General features: G+C 44.5%; 9 protein-coding genes. All 9 read right to left on the bottom strand.

The features are described from left to right. Positions 1 to 30: 30 nt before the first annotated feature. Positions 31 to 1173, bottom strand: coding sequence for a VWA domain-containing protein (locus BRLA_RS17855; protein ID WP_041752337.1), 1143 nt, complete (start codon positions 1171 to 1173; stop codon positions 31 to 33). Then, the gene (locus BRLA_RS17860; protein ID WP_003336467.1) at positions 1158 to 3539 is read right to left on the bottom strand and encodes a DUF5682 family protein; all 2382 of its coding nucleotides are present in this window, start codon (positions 3537 to 3539) and stop codon (positions 1158 to 1160) included. The genes BRLA_RS17855 and BRLA_RS17860 overlap by 16 nt, the downstream gene beginning before the upstream one ends. Further along, complete coding sequence (locus tag BRLA_RS17865; protein ID WP_003339890.1) at positions 3500 to 4600, bottom strand: ATP-binding protein; 1101 nt, start codon at positions 4598 to 4600, stop codon at positions 3500 to 3502. Before BRLA_RS17865 ends, BRLA_RS17860 begins: the two co-directional genes overlap by 40 nt. A 347-nt stretch (positions 4601 to 4947) precedes the next feature. Then, positions 4948 to 5244 (bottom strand): hypothetical protein, encoded by a 297-nt coding sequence (locus BRLA_RS17870; protein ID WP_003336465.1) that lies wholly within the window; start codon positions 5242 to 5244, stop codon positions 4948 to 4950. Positions 5245 to 5437: 193 nt separating this feature from the next. Continuing rightward, entirely contained in the window at positions 5438 to 6580 is a 1143-nt protein-coding gene (locus tag BRLA_RS17875) for an FAD-dependent monooxygenase (RefSeq protein WP_003336463.1), read from the bottom strand. Between the two features lie 11 nt (positions 6581 to 6591). Then, positions 6592 to 7011 (bottom strand): DUF3995 domain-containing protein, encoded by a 420-nt coding sequence (locus BRLA_RS17880; RefSeq protein WP_041752338.1) that lies wholly within the window; start codon positions 7009 to 7011, stop codon positions 6592 to 6594. 7 nt (positions 7012 to 7018) lie between these two features. Then, positions 7019 to 7615, bottom strand: coding sequence for a TetR/AcrR family transcriptional regulator (locus tag BRLA_RS17885; RefSeq protein ID WP_003336461.1), 597 nt, complete (start codon positions 7613 to 7615; stop codon positions 7019 to 7021). 385 nt (positions 7616 to 8000) lie between these two features. Beyond that, positions 8001 to 13517 (bottom strand): non-ribosomal peptide synthetase, encoded by a 5517-nt coding sequence (locus tag BRLA_RS17890; RefSeq protein WP_003336460.1) that lies wholly within the window; start codon positions 13515 to 13517, stop codon positions 8001 to 8003. 67 nt (positions 13518 to 13584) lie between these two features. Then, on the bottom strand, positions 13585 to 15915 hold the full coding sequence (locus BRLA_RS17895) for a bifunctional Gfo/Idh/MocA family oxidoreductase/class I SAM-dependent methyltransferase (protein ID WP_003336459.1): 2331 nt from the start codon (positions 15913 to 15915) through the stop codon (positions 13585 to 13587). Between the last annotated feature and the right edge of the window lie 7 nt (positions 15916 to 15922).

The following is a 15922-nucleotide window of genomic DNA, read 5'->3' on the forward strand; positions in this document are numbered from 1 at the left end:
AAACCCTCCTTAATATGCCCTCTAATAAGGTTATGAGGTGATAATCTTACCAATCCAACGCGCAAGCTCATCTGGCGTAATGGCGGCAACATGCGCTCCCATATCGGCCAAGGTGCGTGCGGCATGCTGGTTATATACTCCGTTTCCTTCAAAATCCAATGCAGTCAAAACCAAGAATCTACAGCCCGTATCAATAATCTCTTTACTTGTACGATACATGTCATTAATAGGGTAGCCTTCCTCCAAATCGCTCACTAAAATAAATATTGTCTTGTTGGGGTTTTCAAGCAAAGTCTTCCCATATTTCAGCGCCTTTGCGATATGTGTCCCTCCTCCTAACTGAACACTCATCAATAGATCAACAGGGTCTTCTAATTGATCTGTCAAATCTACTACCTGTGTATCAAAAATGATGAGGTTTGTTTTAAGAGAAGACAGTTGATGAAAAATGCTTGCCATGACAGAGCTGTATATTACCGAGTCCAGCATACTCCCACTCTCATCTACAGCTATAATAATGTTCCATTTATTTTGTTGCTGGGTATTGCTATGAAAATATACTTCATCTAAAAATAGTCGTTTTTTTTGTTTATCGTAATTCTTCAGATTTTTTCTGATTGTTCTCTTATAATCCAGATTTTTAATTGACTTTATGTATCCCCTGCGATGATAATTACGCTTGCCCACAACACTCGCTTTTATTTGAAATTCCAGTGTTTTTTTTAATTCCTCTACCACTCTTCGCACCATGTCCTTGGCGGTTTTGACCACTTCGCCCTTCATATATCCTTTAAATTGAAGAATATTTTTTAGCAATGTCATATTAGGCTCAAGCTTTTCAAGCACTTTTTTGTCCGTGAGTAGCTCGGTCATGTTGTACTTTTCAATCGCTTGCTTTTCAAGAATCTCAACCGTTTTCTTCGGAAAAATGGTCCGGATTTTACGTATCCAGGTAGGAACAGTAAGCTGGGAGCCTCCCTGTCCGCCTTTTACGCGATACCCTTGCTCTTCTTTATACTCTCGATTGTAGAGGTAGCCCAGGATGTCATCTATTTCAGAGTAGGTAAAATCGGCCTCTTTATATCCATCAATACGGTTTAATGATTCTTTGGAATTCTCACCCAATAATAACCTCCAGCGATTGAGATTCTCTTTGTTTATATGAGGTTCCATTTTGCAAACTCCTTCTCAATAGCCTGATCCATCTTCCTCGCCTGTTGCAGTAGTCGTTCCTCAATGACTGGAGCTTGCACATCCTCCGCGGTAGTTTGGAATATAGCGGCCACTTTCTCTGAAATAAGCATGATCTCCATAGGTGTAAAATAAGTAAAGGCTAAACGCAGCTCTGGTGCGATCTGCAAAAACTCCTCATAGGACAGCTTGCCAATTAGATTGTTCAAATCCTCTAGCAACTGTTTATCGTGTAAAAGCACATCACTAGCTATTGTAAATACCCCTTGTAAATACGCTGCAGTATGCAACATGTTTTCAGGAGTACCAAGCATGTACGCCCTTGCTTTTAACGCGATTTCCTCTCGATCCAATACGTCTAGATTGCATAAAATAGCGATGATAACGCCTTTAAGCCGAGGTAAAATATCATTGACGGCAAGGAGGCTAGCAAGTTGATCTCTAAAAATATCAACGGAAAGCCCCCAGCTCTCCTTGGAGGAAAGCATGTAAAGAAATTTCAGGTATTCTACGATGTGGTTTATTTCATCTGGGTTAGGCTTTGTGATCTCATAGATTTTTGTTACTGCATGGTAATAGGTTTCCTCTATGAGTTTTTGCAATCGGTCCGTTTCCTTCAGCGCAAATAAGCGTTTTTGTTCCGAAAGAACTGTAAGTGTTTGAAGAGTTTGACACAATGAGACAAAGCTTCCATCTTTCTTGACAAACTGTTCAACCAGATCGAAAAGCTTGCTGCTCAATTCCTCTAGTCCCATGAGCATTGACTTCAAAAGCCATTTAGCTGCCACTCTGCTATGATGATCCGGAAGCTCCTTCATACACTCCTCGATTTTATGAATCGCCGCTTCTCGAACGCTTCCTCCGTGAATCGAATTTTCGATGAGCCTCGCTTCTATGTAGGAGGAATAGCTGTAGGCCCAGGTTTCTCTTCCTAAATTAATATTGCGATTTTCGAGCCAATCAGGCCCCGTGATTTTTTGACAGAACTCTGGTACTAAAAACTGTAGACAGTGAAAAAAGTAACTAGTCTCTCGATGCAGCGGTTTAGCATACAGGTCTACTGTTTTCTTATTTTTACTGGTTGTATGTAGCTTTACCTTATATGTTTTGCCTCTTTCTTTAAAATCGCGTACAATCGGCACATCTAAATCATTCTTGGCAATTTTCCCAATTTTATCGCCCGTGAGTAGCTCTCGTAATGTATCTAAGGGCCGTGATGTGGCAAGTGAGAACTCGCCTTTTACAAATGCAGAGGTAACAGCATCAAGTAGCTCGTAGGCCCCGCCCTCCGATTTGGAACGAAAACTAGTAAGCCCCTGTACTAAATGATAGGCTTCAATAGCGTCTGAAACTGACGCCGTTTCTCCTTTTTCTCGCAAGCTCTTTATTAATTGGGCCAAGAACAGAACCGCACTTTTGTTATAAGGCTGGGCCCGCTTCTTCTGAATTGCCCTCCAGACCGTGTCATAGTAATTCACATAGGGCATTCCGCTTGCATACCCATTTACGTGATCCGCTTCACGGAAGGTATATACCATCGGATATACTTTTTCATTTTTTACTTGTTTGATTTTATAGATTGCATCTCTATCCTCTAGTAATCCATAGGTATGGAATCCTCCTGTAACGACAAGGATTCTCGCATATTCTTTTTGTGCTTTTACAATATTGTTCTTCATATGTGCTTCACGGATGAGGTGCCCTTCTGTCTCTAGCATCTCTTCCTCATAGCACATTCTGGAGAAATAACAGTATGTATATACTTCCTTCACGAAATCCTTAGTAGATTTCTTGAGTCCTTCCACTTCAAAAACCTTTTCCCAAAGCTCATTAAAATGCCGACAGTTCAGTTTTTGGCAAAGTTGTTTAATAAAAATTGAACTGGCAAGCAAAGTTTCGTCATGATAAGAGATTTTTCGGGATTCTTGCTCATCATCATGCCCATGTTCTTTACTTTCTTGCTGACTTCCGTAGCTTATATCAATGAATTGGGCGGGAATTCCTCTTCGTTTCGCTTCCTTTAAAGCTACATATTCAGGTGAATAATCTAGCAGGGGAAAATAGCAGGCATAGCTATGCTCTTCTTTCCTGTAGGCATAATAGATACTGACGGGTGGCGTTGTATCCTCATGTGTCAGTATTTCAATCATATGATTGCTATTCTCCGGCCCTTCCAACAGTATAATTTCTGGTTTATAGGCCTCAATCGTTTTTTTAAGGTGAAAAGAACAAGCAGGGCTGTGATGACGAATCGGGAAATAGACAACCTGATTGGCAAGATTATAAATTTTTTTCTCACATAGCTCGGTTATCTGATCCATTTCTTCTGATTGTAAAAATCTCCCCATAAGCCCTCTTCCTTTGCCCGTTGTTTCACAACCTTTGAAAAATAGGTTTGCAGAATATGAATATCCTTATGATTCTCCTTCGCTACAGCACCCAGCATATTTTGAACCAATCGTTCTAAAGTAATAGGCTTATGATCATAAAAATAAGAGGTCATCGCACTCTGAACATAGACCGAAACAGCTTCAGCAGTACTCATGACGGCTTGTGGACTATCAATTTTATAGCCTTCCAGCGTTTCTCCTGTTCGCAATTCTAAAAACGTGGTGGCGAGAACTTCTACAATGGAAGAGTCAACAGCAATATCAATCCCACTTTGTTGCAGCATGTTCCTAGATTGGGATTCAATGATTTGCGCCTCCATTTTCACATGGTTGATAGGGAAAATCGTTTCAAAATTAAATCTACGTTTTAAGGCACTGCTCATTTCATTTACGCCTTTATCACGGATGTTTGCCGTCGCAATGATATTAAAGCCTGGTTTTGCAAACAAAATCCCATCTTCAATTTCAGGTATGTTCATCACCTTGTCGCTTAAAATGCTAATTAATACATCCTGGACTTCAAACGGGCATCGTGTAATCTCTTCAAAACGGGTAATGATGCCTTTTTTCATCCCTGTATATAAAGGAGAAGGAACTAAAGCCTCAAAACTAGGACCTTTATCTAATAGCATGGCATAATTCCAGGAATACTTAATCATGTCCTCCGTCGTCCCAGCAGTACCTTGAATCGTATTGGTACTTATTCCTGATATCGCCGCTGATAATAGTTCACTTAGCATTGTTTTTGCCGTCCCTGGTTCACCCACTAGCATTAGCCCTCGATTACCAGCTAATGAGACAATGGCTCTTTCAATTAGCACGTCATCGCCGTAAAATTTCTTCGTGATGGTGATTTCTTCCTCACCTAGCTTTAGCGGAGCCTCTGCACCCAGAATAAAATCTCTGACAGATTTCGGGGACAATAGCCAATTTGGAGGTTTAGAACCTTTGTCATTAGCTACTAGGGCTTTTAGCTCGGTTTCATACAACGTTTCCATCGTGGGCTTCATGGTCATCATAGGCTCCATAGCACATCCTTTCTTCTAGCATTCCTTCCCGGATTGGAAAGGTATTCCTTTTAATAAGGAAGAACTATACATGGTATAACAAAATATGAATTACTACCACAAGGGCAGAAAGTCTCAATGTAGGGTATACGGGCATTAACAGCAATATTATTGGGTAAAAATTGGGATTGTTGGATGAAATTTTGACATAACTTTCTGGTTTTACGTTTTTTTATGCATGGCACTACAGTGACTTGTCGTAGAATCTCAGATTTTTTTTTGCTATAACAACATAAAAAGACGCTAGAAGCGCCTTTTTATAAACAGCGATATATAGAAAAGAATTTATATCTTTTAGTTTATTCATCAACTTTTTTATACGTAACTAGCCAATTATCACCCTCATCTTCGACCTTCTCTAAAACATACTTAGTAAGGGCATAACAACCTCCGCTCATTTTTTCAGTCGGAATACTTTCAATAGTAGGGAAATCTTCTTTTGGTAGTATCCCTTGTAAATAATCACTTGCGGGAGCAATAGAGTACTTACTGTGATCTATTGAGATAGGTGCAGCACTAACTACGGACCCTACTGACAGAACAGCAAAACTCAACATTCCAACAGCCATAACTCTTCTCATTTGGTTTTTAAACACAATTGTTTCCTCCCAAGTAATATATTTGTTTTACCTGTATATAATTTACCATTAAATCAATAAAAATGGATAAACCTGGGATAAAATTAAATAATAATTATATGAATATTTCTAATGTAGAAATAGACATAAAAAAATAGAAAGCAAACCTCTCTAGTTGTACTGCTAGAGAAGCTTGCTTCTATCGGCTTGCTTAAAATTCTACATGAAATAGATTGCTTACTTGTTTATTTTGTAGAGAAGCTGGCGTGAGTCTCATGACACTATTTCGCAACCCGCAAAGAAGTGGGTTATCTAATTGGGCAATTTTACCTACTTTAAGAGATAGCTGAGAGATTGCTCTTACTCTTTCTATTCGTCGCATCTCGAATGCTCGATAGGCTAACTCGACAGTTGAATGCTGTATGAAACAACGTGCAAGCTCTAAGGCATCCTCGATTGCCTGGCAAGCCCCTTGTCCCAAATTCGGCGTTATCGCATGTCCCGCATCACCGAGGAGGAGCGAGCGACCGGAAATAAATTGCTCAGGAGTCTCTAAATCAAATATATCGTTATGAATCATCTTATCATCAGGGGTTCTTGATAATACCTGCGCAACTGGAGAATGATATCCCTCAAATATTTGGATAATATCCTTAATCCGATACTCTGCATACCGCTTATCCCCAGATGGTCCATTGACCAAGGCATACCAATAGGTTCGTTCATTTGTTAATGGTATGACGCCAAAACGTCCCTGTGCAGCCCACGTTTCAGTAAATTGCGAATTTTCCCCGGAATCTGGCCAGCATGGAGCAACACCACGCCAGCAAGTATAGCCCGAGTATCGAAGCTTAATGGAAGGAAACAGCTTCTTCCTTACAACCGAATGGATACCGTCTGCCGCAAGTAAATAATCTCCCGAAACCTCAGTCTGATCTGCAAAGGTAACGGTTACACCATCCTCATCCTGGTTAGTATCAGAGCATGCCTTTCCAAAAATAACAGTGCCTGGTCGTAGCGCTGAGAGTAGGATTTGATGCAATTCCGCTCGATGAATGGATACCGTAGAATACTGCTGTGAGCTTGTAGAAATTTCAGATAATACAGAACCTTGTTTGTTTAGAATAGCAATGCCTCTAGGACTTACATAGCCTTGCTTTTGCACTGCTTTGTCTAAGCCTAAGCGTGCTAGGGCTCTTAAAGCATTAGGAGCGATCATTATTCCAGCTCCAGCAGGGCGAATCTCTGGAAAGCGTTCATACACTTTTACATCAAGTCCTAATTGCTGTAGCGCAATAGCAGCTGTCAGGCCAGCAATGCCTCCACCTATAATCAGAAAAGATTTATTTTTCATCTCTTCTCCTCCTATCGACTGATTGCATATAAAAAGCTGAAACATAGCCATAAACAAATCGGTGTAAACAGATAAGTATCATACGCAGAAAAACGTGTATGCTTCATCCTCTTAAATAACCCCACGTATCTACCATCGCCCACGCTTCTAAGTCCAAATACGGCCATACAAATCCAGCATCCCCACTTTACAATTGGATGAGAGGAAATGGATAAGAAACTCCCAGCACGTGCCATCAGAAGCAGTGCCGCTCCAAGCAACAGGAAAGCAACAAGCAAGGTAGCTAAGGTGCCTGGGACAAATGTAGGCTGTTGGGATTCATCGGTAGGTATAACAACACTTCCTCCCCACTTTCCGCCAAACGCCCAATATACGTGCATGCAGCTAATACTCACCAAAAGTAGGACAGACATCCCAAGAAGAATATCCATTTATTCCTCAATCCTCCAAATGACAAATACCTTGCCAGACAATCTCAAATTGGCGCTGAAAAATGTTTTCTATCTCCGCAACGTCCGCTTCTTGAGATAACCAAACCATCAGCGAATTAAAATAAATGCCCATAAGCACAGCAGCAACATCCTCCGTATTCATGTGCTCGGAAAGCTGACCGCTTTTTTTGGCATCATCAAGTATGGACATAATGGCTTCTAGAAATTTTTGTACGACACCCATTTCCTCTTGAATATGTAAGGTAGAACGCATCAATTCTAAAATAACGAGTCGAATCAAATCGGAATGCTCTCTATAACGTGCAAACAAATTGTGAAAGAGCAGCGTGAGCTTTTTCTTTAAATCTGGCTCATCAGCGTAGCGTATTACCCCTTGATAAAATGATTCCAGTTGTGTTTTGCCTAGATGAAGTAGAATGGCTTCTTTTTTGGGAAAATAATTATAAAACGTGCCTTTCGCGATGCCGCATGCCTTTGTAATTTCCTCAACCGTCACATTCTCGAAGCCTTTTTCTTTAAATAATTGTAATGCCTGCATGAAAATGTGTTCCTTAAGCTCTTGTTTCCTTACATCCCTTAACAAGGTAACCATCACCATCCATTCTGATTAAATGACTACAGTCATTTTATGACTACAGTCATCATTATAGACAGAAAAGGAATTTTTTTCAATATTTATTTATTGTTGGATGTGCTTTCAGATTAAAGCTACTCTTCTATGTAAAAGAGCAAAAAAACTCCACAAAAGCGAAAATGTCAGAGCTTTTGTGAGTTTTTATTTAGAGAGATGGATTCTGCAAGGGTATTTAGCTTGGATAACTTGGATGGCTTCAGTCCCAAGGCTGTTTTTTCGTATGGCAAGGCAAAAGAAGAGGGATGCCCTCACTGGTGAACCCGCTTTAATAGGTACACCTAAGACATCCCTCTTATACTTTCTTCCCCTATTTAGTTCCTCGGAGTGCTTATTTTTAACCAAGTGGTACTGCTAACAGACGTGCCAGATCCCTTACGTTCGGTTCCGCTATGCAACTAAAATGGTTCCCGCCGATTGCTATTACTTCTAGTTCACCCAGACAAATGTCTGTCCAGAAATCAACGGTCGTCTCATTGGTGCGCGGTAAAAATAGAAACGGCTCGTTTGCCAACAACAAACGGATGTCCCCCATGTACGGTGGAGGTGTGAAGCGGGCAGCCTTAAAGCTTTGATGAAAGACCTTGCACAAGCCTTCCGCCATTTCAACAGGCATTTGCTCTCCAGTAGCTTTGGCAATTGCTTCAACATAAGCCGTAAAGCGTTCTCTCCTGTCGAGTGTAGACAATCGTTGGAATAGCTCACCCACCTTGTCAAGTCCGTCATCCCCGCCGATAGTGCATCCAGAGCCTTGTGGAATAAAATGTCCGTGCTTCTCAATAAGCTGCATGATACCTCGGGCCAAATCATCCTGTTGAACTCCGCCAAAACCAGCTTGTTCAAGCGTGATATTCAGATTTGGGACGAAGAGTGTTTCAACCAGCAGATCATCATCGAATTCCGTGATAATCGGCGGAATGTCAATTAGAACTAGGTCTGCGAGATGAATTCCCCGTTCAACAAGGCGTCTGGCTACTTCGATTGCAATTAAACCGCCTAGGGAATAACCAATGAGCTGCATCTGCTTTTGACCGCTTTGTAGCAGGCACTCCGCATAATCGTCCGCAACTGCCTCGATGAGTTCGGACGGATCAAGCGCGCAATATCGCTCGATATCCGCGATGGCGATTCCCACTACGTTCCCCAAATTCTGTTCTTTTAGTTGTTCCAGAAGTGGACGGAAACTGTCCATTGTACCCAAGACAGCGTGGAACACAACTCTCAGTGGGCCTGTCTCCTTGCCCCCAAATGGAATAATGACTGCATTGCTTGAATTTCCCTGATTTTTTAGCCAAGACACTTCCTGATTATGACTTTGTTTTCCTTCTGAACTGCGTGAGCGTATGAATTCCGCCAATGCAGCCACGGTCGGATAGTTCAGCATTTGTCTGAGCAGGGCATCAAAAGGAATTTCCCCGTGTGTTGGGTCCTCAGCCAATTTGTCACGTAGCTTTCCTGCGACTTGCGCCATGATGAGTGAATCAGCACCGTGTTTGTAAAAGCTTTGCGTTCTGCCGATTCTAGAAATACCCAATGCTTCCGCCCAGACTTGAGCAAGCTGTTCTTCCAGCATGTCCAGACCAGCCTCTTCTGTTTCTGCTATGGTGTTTTGTACATTCGATGCAGGCCGCCATTTTGCCAATTCACGCCGATCTATCTTGCCGTTTCCGGTAAGTGGAAGTGCATCTACAATTTGCAGATGGGAAGGAAGCATATAGGCGGGAAGATGCAAGGAAAGGAAGCTTTCCAACTCATCCGCTCTCACTGGCAATCTGTCCTGTTTAAAACGTTTGGCAAACAGATGGAAGCCTAGAGAAGAGAGCTTGTTATTTTCTTCAGGTAACGATAGAACATTTTCGTCCCCTTCCTCCTGTAGCAGTTGCATCCATCCTTCATGGTCCAGATAAGAAGTCTCGGCTCGTAACAGATCGCCCGGCTCCATCATCATAAACGCCTGCGAAGCTAGTATCCATAAGTGCTCCACAGTTGGTTCCGTGAATACGAGCCAGCCTCCAGGGCAAATGAGTTCTTTCAGCCTGTTCATGCTTGCCGGAATGTCACGTGCGTTTTCCAATACCCCAGCAGCCAGCACCACATCAAAGCTGTTAGGAGCCAACCCCTGTGCTCGATAATCCTTGTCTACATCAAAAACTCCAAAGCGGACATTTGGGTATTGTCCAAAACGGGCTTTAGCTCCCGGAATGAAAAAGGCAGCAACATCTGTAAATACATATTCGACATTAAAGCCTTCTAGCGCTTTTAAGACGTTCTCTGTTGTTGCACCGGTACCCGCTCCGACTTCCAAAACCCGCAAGGTCTTGCCGGTCTGCTGTTGGGCGATGCGTTGTAAAAGTGCGCACATGCACTGATTGAGATAGGTAGCCATGACATGCTCAACATACAAGGAGCGTACGTGGTCGAGCTTACCCTCGGGGAATAGCAAGGAAACCGCATCCTGCTGACCACTTAGTAGCTCCGGCAGCTTTTCTGCATTTTTTCGCACATAGGCGGTAAAGCCCGCTGTTTGAAGCATATTTGTCCACGCTGTCTCTGCCTGTGTCCAATACTCATCTACCGTCTTAGCGTTTTGCAGTATTGAGCAACTGAATTGTTTTTCAGGGTGCTCAAGCAGCATGCCAGCTTCTGTCAGCTTTGCGATCCAGCGTCGCACAATCCACTGATAACGGGGAAGGATTCCGTCAGATTGCAGAATGTCTTCCATTGAATATTTTTCATTATTGGTAAAGAACCCTAGCTTTTGCAGCGCGGCTAGCATGGAATGGAGCACGGCCTGATCAAGGTCAGCCATCGCCGACTCGATTTCTGCTTTACTCAGTCGATCTGCTACAGCGCTGGCTTGCTCGCCGATCCCGTTTACCAGCATTGTAAATTCGGCATTTTCTGCTTCAGGATTCCGGTCTTTTTGGCGATCGGCTTCCACAACACCCAGCAATACTTGTTCATCGCTCGTACTATCTAGCACAACGCCAGCTACGGCGACGGCAGGATGCTTAAGTAGAGCGGACTCAATTTCACCTAGCTCAATCCGATGTCCTCTGATTTTGACTTGGTTATCCTCGCGGCCCAGAAACTCGATTTCACCGCCGGGGGTGTAGCGCCCTAAATCTCCGGTACGATAAAGCCGCTCTCCATCTGCATGGTGTAGCAAAAATCGCTCCTGAGTAAGTGCCGGATCACCCGCATAGCCCTCGGCCAAGCCATGTCCAGTAATATACAGCTCTCCCGTCACCCACACCGGGCAATCACGCATTTGTGAATCTAACACACGGAATCCCTGATTTGCGAGCGGCAGACCGTAAGGAATACTGCTCCAGTCAGCTTCAAGACCTTTATATATATGGTAATTGGACCAAATGGAGGCCTCTGTAGCCCCACCCAGACTGACGATTTGTACAGAAGGCATTCGTTTTTGCATCATGTCAGGTAGCGTCAGAGGAATCCAGTCACCGGAAAGCAGGGCCAGACGCAATGCTGGTACATGTATGCTAGGTTCAGAATCTAAATAAGTGACCAGCATTTGCATTAAGGCTGGTACCGAATTCCACACGGTAATCCCATGCTCAACCATTAGCTCGGCCCAATGAGATGGGTCGGTCTGTCGATCGGCATTCGGATAAACTAATGCACCACCAACGGACAGCGGGCCAAAGATATCATAGACGGACAGATCAAAGCTTAGTTGAGCAAGACCCAGCACGCGATCTTCATTGTTGACAGTAAAGCGGCGATTGATGTCCGCAATGGTATTGGCTGCTGCGCGGTGACTAATGACAACCCCTTTCGGCTGACCAGTGGAACCAGAGGTGTAGATGATATAAGCTGGTAAGTCTGGATTTGCTGGTGAGTGGATCAGCTTATCCTGAGATGGCTCAACGTTATCCACTTCAATTGTTTGCAGGTTGCTTGGCAATGGCAGTTGTATTGTGGACATCGTTAAGACAAAGCGGACATTCGCTTGCTCCAGCATAGCCTGACGACGTAATTCTGGCTGCTTTATGTCAAATGGAACGTAAACAGCCCCAGCTAGTAAAGCACCCAGCACAGCTGTAACCTGATGCGCGCATTTGTCCATCACGATAGCAACGCGATCCTGATCTTTGCAGCCAAGCTCTTTTAATTTGTTGGCCACAGCATAAGCACGTTTCACCAGCTCTTCGTATGTCATGTGACCTTCGCTATCAAACACGGCAGGACGGTCTGGATTTGCCAATGCTTGCTTTACTATTTGCTCGTGCAGGCAATAGTCCGGCAAGGGAGCCGCTGTTGCGTTGACACTGTTGCGTTCTGCAATCTGCCAGACAGGCAACGTAATCACATCCCCTGTCTCCCAGACTTGCTCGGTTCTAGCCAGCGCATGGAGCAATTCTGCAAACGCATCAAACATGTCGTCAATCATTTGATCTGGGAAGACACCCTCTCGCACGTCCCAGTTGACCTGTAGCCCTGCTGAGCTATCCATAGCCTGACAATCGATGAAAACCTGCGGCGTTTGGCTGATACCGTACCCTGAGATTTTACCTGTTAGCTGGCTGCCTTCCGAGGGTTCAACAAGCCCGATCGCACTTGTAAACACTACAGGCATCAAAGCAGCTTCACGTCCGTGTCTGCGTGCCATTTCTCGCATAACCTCTACACCAGAAAACAAGCGATGATCCAAATCTTCAAATAGTTGTTTTTGAATGGTACGCGCTCGTTCTTGGAAGGAGAGCTCCGCATCCAAATCTACGGCAAGCAAATTGACCGATGTAAAATCGCCGACAATATCATGGACTTGCTCATGTAAGGGCTGCCGGTTTAATAACGTCAGATTCAGACAAAAAGCACTGTTTCGACTCCATCGCTCAATCACAGCGGCATAGGCAGTCATCACAGCAGTTGTTGGTGTCAATCCACGTTTTTGAGCTCGTTGCTTGAACGTGTCCCAGGCCGTTTTGTCCAATCGGATGAATCGGCGTTGGAAGCGGGCCTCTCCTGCGTTTTCGTGCTGTCTAGTTAAAGGTAGGTCTGGAGCTTGGGGCAAAGTATCCATTCGTTGCTGCCAATATTCTTTATCCCTGACGTACGCCGTTGTTTCCTTTAAGCTGCGCTCGGCGAGTAGATAATCACGGAATGTAAGGGATAGCTCAGGCAACGTTCGTTCTGACTCTTTGTAGAGCATCTCAAATTCCGCCAATAGTAGCCAGATACTTGCCCAATCGGCGATGAGAAATTCCATGGATACATGAAGCACGGTATTATCACTCATTTTGGTCACGCCAATATCAAACAAGGGCCAACGAGCTGTATCGTAAATACGATGCCCCATTTTTTCACGAATGTCCCCAAGTCTGGCTGCTGCCTCCTGTTCAGTCAAGCCGCTGGTGTCGGTATAAGCCACTTCGAAGTGCGGTACACTCTCCAGAACGCGCTGCTCTCCATTTTGATCGATCGTTGCCCGTAGCATATCATGGCGAGCTATGAGCAGATTCCAAGCTTCCTGTGTTCGTTTATGATCGAGCTTGGGATAGTCTAGTTCCAAATAGATGTGGCATGCCACACCTCCGTAACCAAACAGATCATGGCGTCCCAGCAAATAAGCTGACTGCACATCTGTCAGCGGGAAAGGTTCAAACCGGGCTTGAGGATCAGATATGACCGTCACTGGTCGTTTTTCGGCACGCAATAGAGCCAAAATATCTTCTTTATGCTCTTTTAGCGCTTGTAAATCGCCGGCTGCAAGCGTTCCTTTGGGTGCTCTGTAGCGCAGGCTTCCATTTTCTTCCCATAGAAAAATTCCTTCATTGCGAAGGCGCGTCAGCAACTCGGCACAATTCGTCTTGAGGTTTTGGGGCATATGTACACACTCCTATTTTTTGAGCTTGACCATTTCGGTATAGATGGATGACGCTACAGCAATGCTGCTATACGTCAGCATCCGCTTCCTTCCTGACAACAAATAGCTTTTGTCCCAGGGGAGCGAGCGGATGCTCTTCATTCGGCAGTATGACAAACTCCTTGGCACCTGCGCCCTGTATAACATCAGTCCACTGCTGAACAGACATGAAGGTTGATTGCGTGTTTTTCCGATCGTCCTCAGGAGGAGTCATCATAAAGGCCTGTGAAATCAGCATCTCCACAAATTCCCGAGTAGGCTCTGTAATGACCAACCATCCTCCCGGAACAAGACTTTGCATGAGATTGCGGATGACCTGATCCGTGTCGCGAGCATTGTTCAGCATGCCTGCCGCAATAACGATATCGATGCTTTCAGGTGTCAATCCCTGCTCAAACAGATCTTTGTCAATATCGACAGTCTGGAATCGCATCCAAGGGTAATCTTTGAAGCGTTCACGAGCTGTTGATAAGAAAAAGTGAGACACATCTGTATACAGATAATCCAGATTCAACTGTTTGGAAACAGATGCATTCAGCCGCTCCACAACTACATCCGTGGTTGCTCCCGTCCCTGCACCTACCTCCAGAATGCGTAGAGAAGCCTTAGAGGCAGTAGACAAAGAAGAGGACGTAGACAAAGAAGAGGACGTAGCCTGTTTGATAGCAGCGATTCGCATCACCGCTTCTGCTACCGATTTATTTAAATACCGCGCTATAAGCGTATCCCGATACAGAGCATTAGCAACATTCATGCGTCCCTTGGGAAATAATAGCAATGCGGCCTGTTGACTATCATTCATCAGCTCCGGGAGTTTATCGGCATTAGCCATGAGATAGTCGATGACCATCGGAGAGCCAAGTTTTCCGTTCCATGCTTCCTTAACTAACTCCCAACGATACTGCACCTCATCTGCTGTCATCTGAATCGAGCATTGATACTTTTTATCGGACTGCGTTATATAACCGCGATCCGTCAATATCTGTAACCAACGCATAATGACAGGCTGATGACGTGATGCTACCTTTGCGACAGAGAAAATGTCTTCCATTCTATATTCCTGTTCGGCTGTTATAAGCGCTCCTTGCGATTGCAAGGCAAACAGCATGGAAGATAAAGCTGCTTCATCTAGTCGTTCAATGCAGATTCTCACTTGTTCAGCGTCAATCCCTCTCCATTCTTTCTCAGCATATGCTGTGCAAGAAAATACATCATTTTTAGTCAAAGGATCGACTGATGACTCGGTATGATCACCTGCATCTTCCGCAATACGAAAGGCAGCTTCCTGTAAAGACTCTATCGACAACGGTTGATGACTGCTGTTGGAGCGTAGCACTGGATATCCCAATGCCTGAGTCCAATCCTGCCACTGACGGGAGCATAAAAGCTCCTGTTGCGCCTGTGTATCCATTACAGACTTGTCAACCTGCCCGAAGATCATCTCCCGCATTGCTAATAAATCCCTACCGATGGCCCGGGGCCACTGCGTCAATAGAATGTCCTTATAGCTGATAGGCTCTGCTGGTCCCAATATTTGCGTGCTATTTCCAAGTAGGTGTGCGGGTGGTTCCGCTGACAGTTGCTCATGAATGTTCGGAAGATCCGGAACATGCAAACGCGGCTGCCACACAACAGGACCATGCGTATCTGTAAGTGACAAACTGCCACCTGCCACGCCAATTGTTACCCGATGCAGTAAATGAAGGTGGTTGTCCGGATCATGCGGATCAACCTCATTATGGGCCCGCAGGGTAATCGGAATTTTTCCAAGCAGGCCGGTTAACACTTGAAACGGTCCCTCATCCTTGATGACATGACTGATTTTCCATGGACGAATGGTCGGCAATGCTTCTTGCAGGATGTGCATCAGCGGGAAAGAAACCTGAGTGGAACACACAGCATCAATGTATAGGGCTGGTTGTTGTTGTAGCATTGTCTGGGCGCATGCAATAAAACGGCGCACAGCAGGCAAATGTACATAGAGATCTCCTGTCTTGAAATGTACGCCATGCTGTCGCGCTACCTTGAGGCAAAGAGCTAAGTCTTTGTGATGGATCGGCTGTTCAGAAATGACGTGAATGTTGCGAGCAAGCAGTTTAAGCGACATTTCAGTGCCATTGCCGCCCATGACTGTGGAGCGTACTACGACGCAAGCAAGATCAATATCGTCAGGAAGTTGCTCAATATCTGTATATAACTCAATACCGTAACGTTCTGCGCAACTTCGGGAGCGCTCGCTGCCCTTTGCCAATAAACCTACCAATTCAAACTGTTCTGGCAATGCTTTAACAGCCTCCAGATAGAACTGTCCAAATCGGGAACCACATACCACGGTACGCAACCTACGATTCTCTATCATATGCCAC

It is taken from the genome of Brevibacillus laterosporus LMG 15441, from assembly GCF_000219535.2.
Classification (GTDB): Bacteria; Bacillota; Bacilli; order Brevibacillales; family Brevibacillaceae; genus Brevibacillus_B; species Brevibacillus_B halotolerans.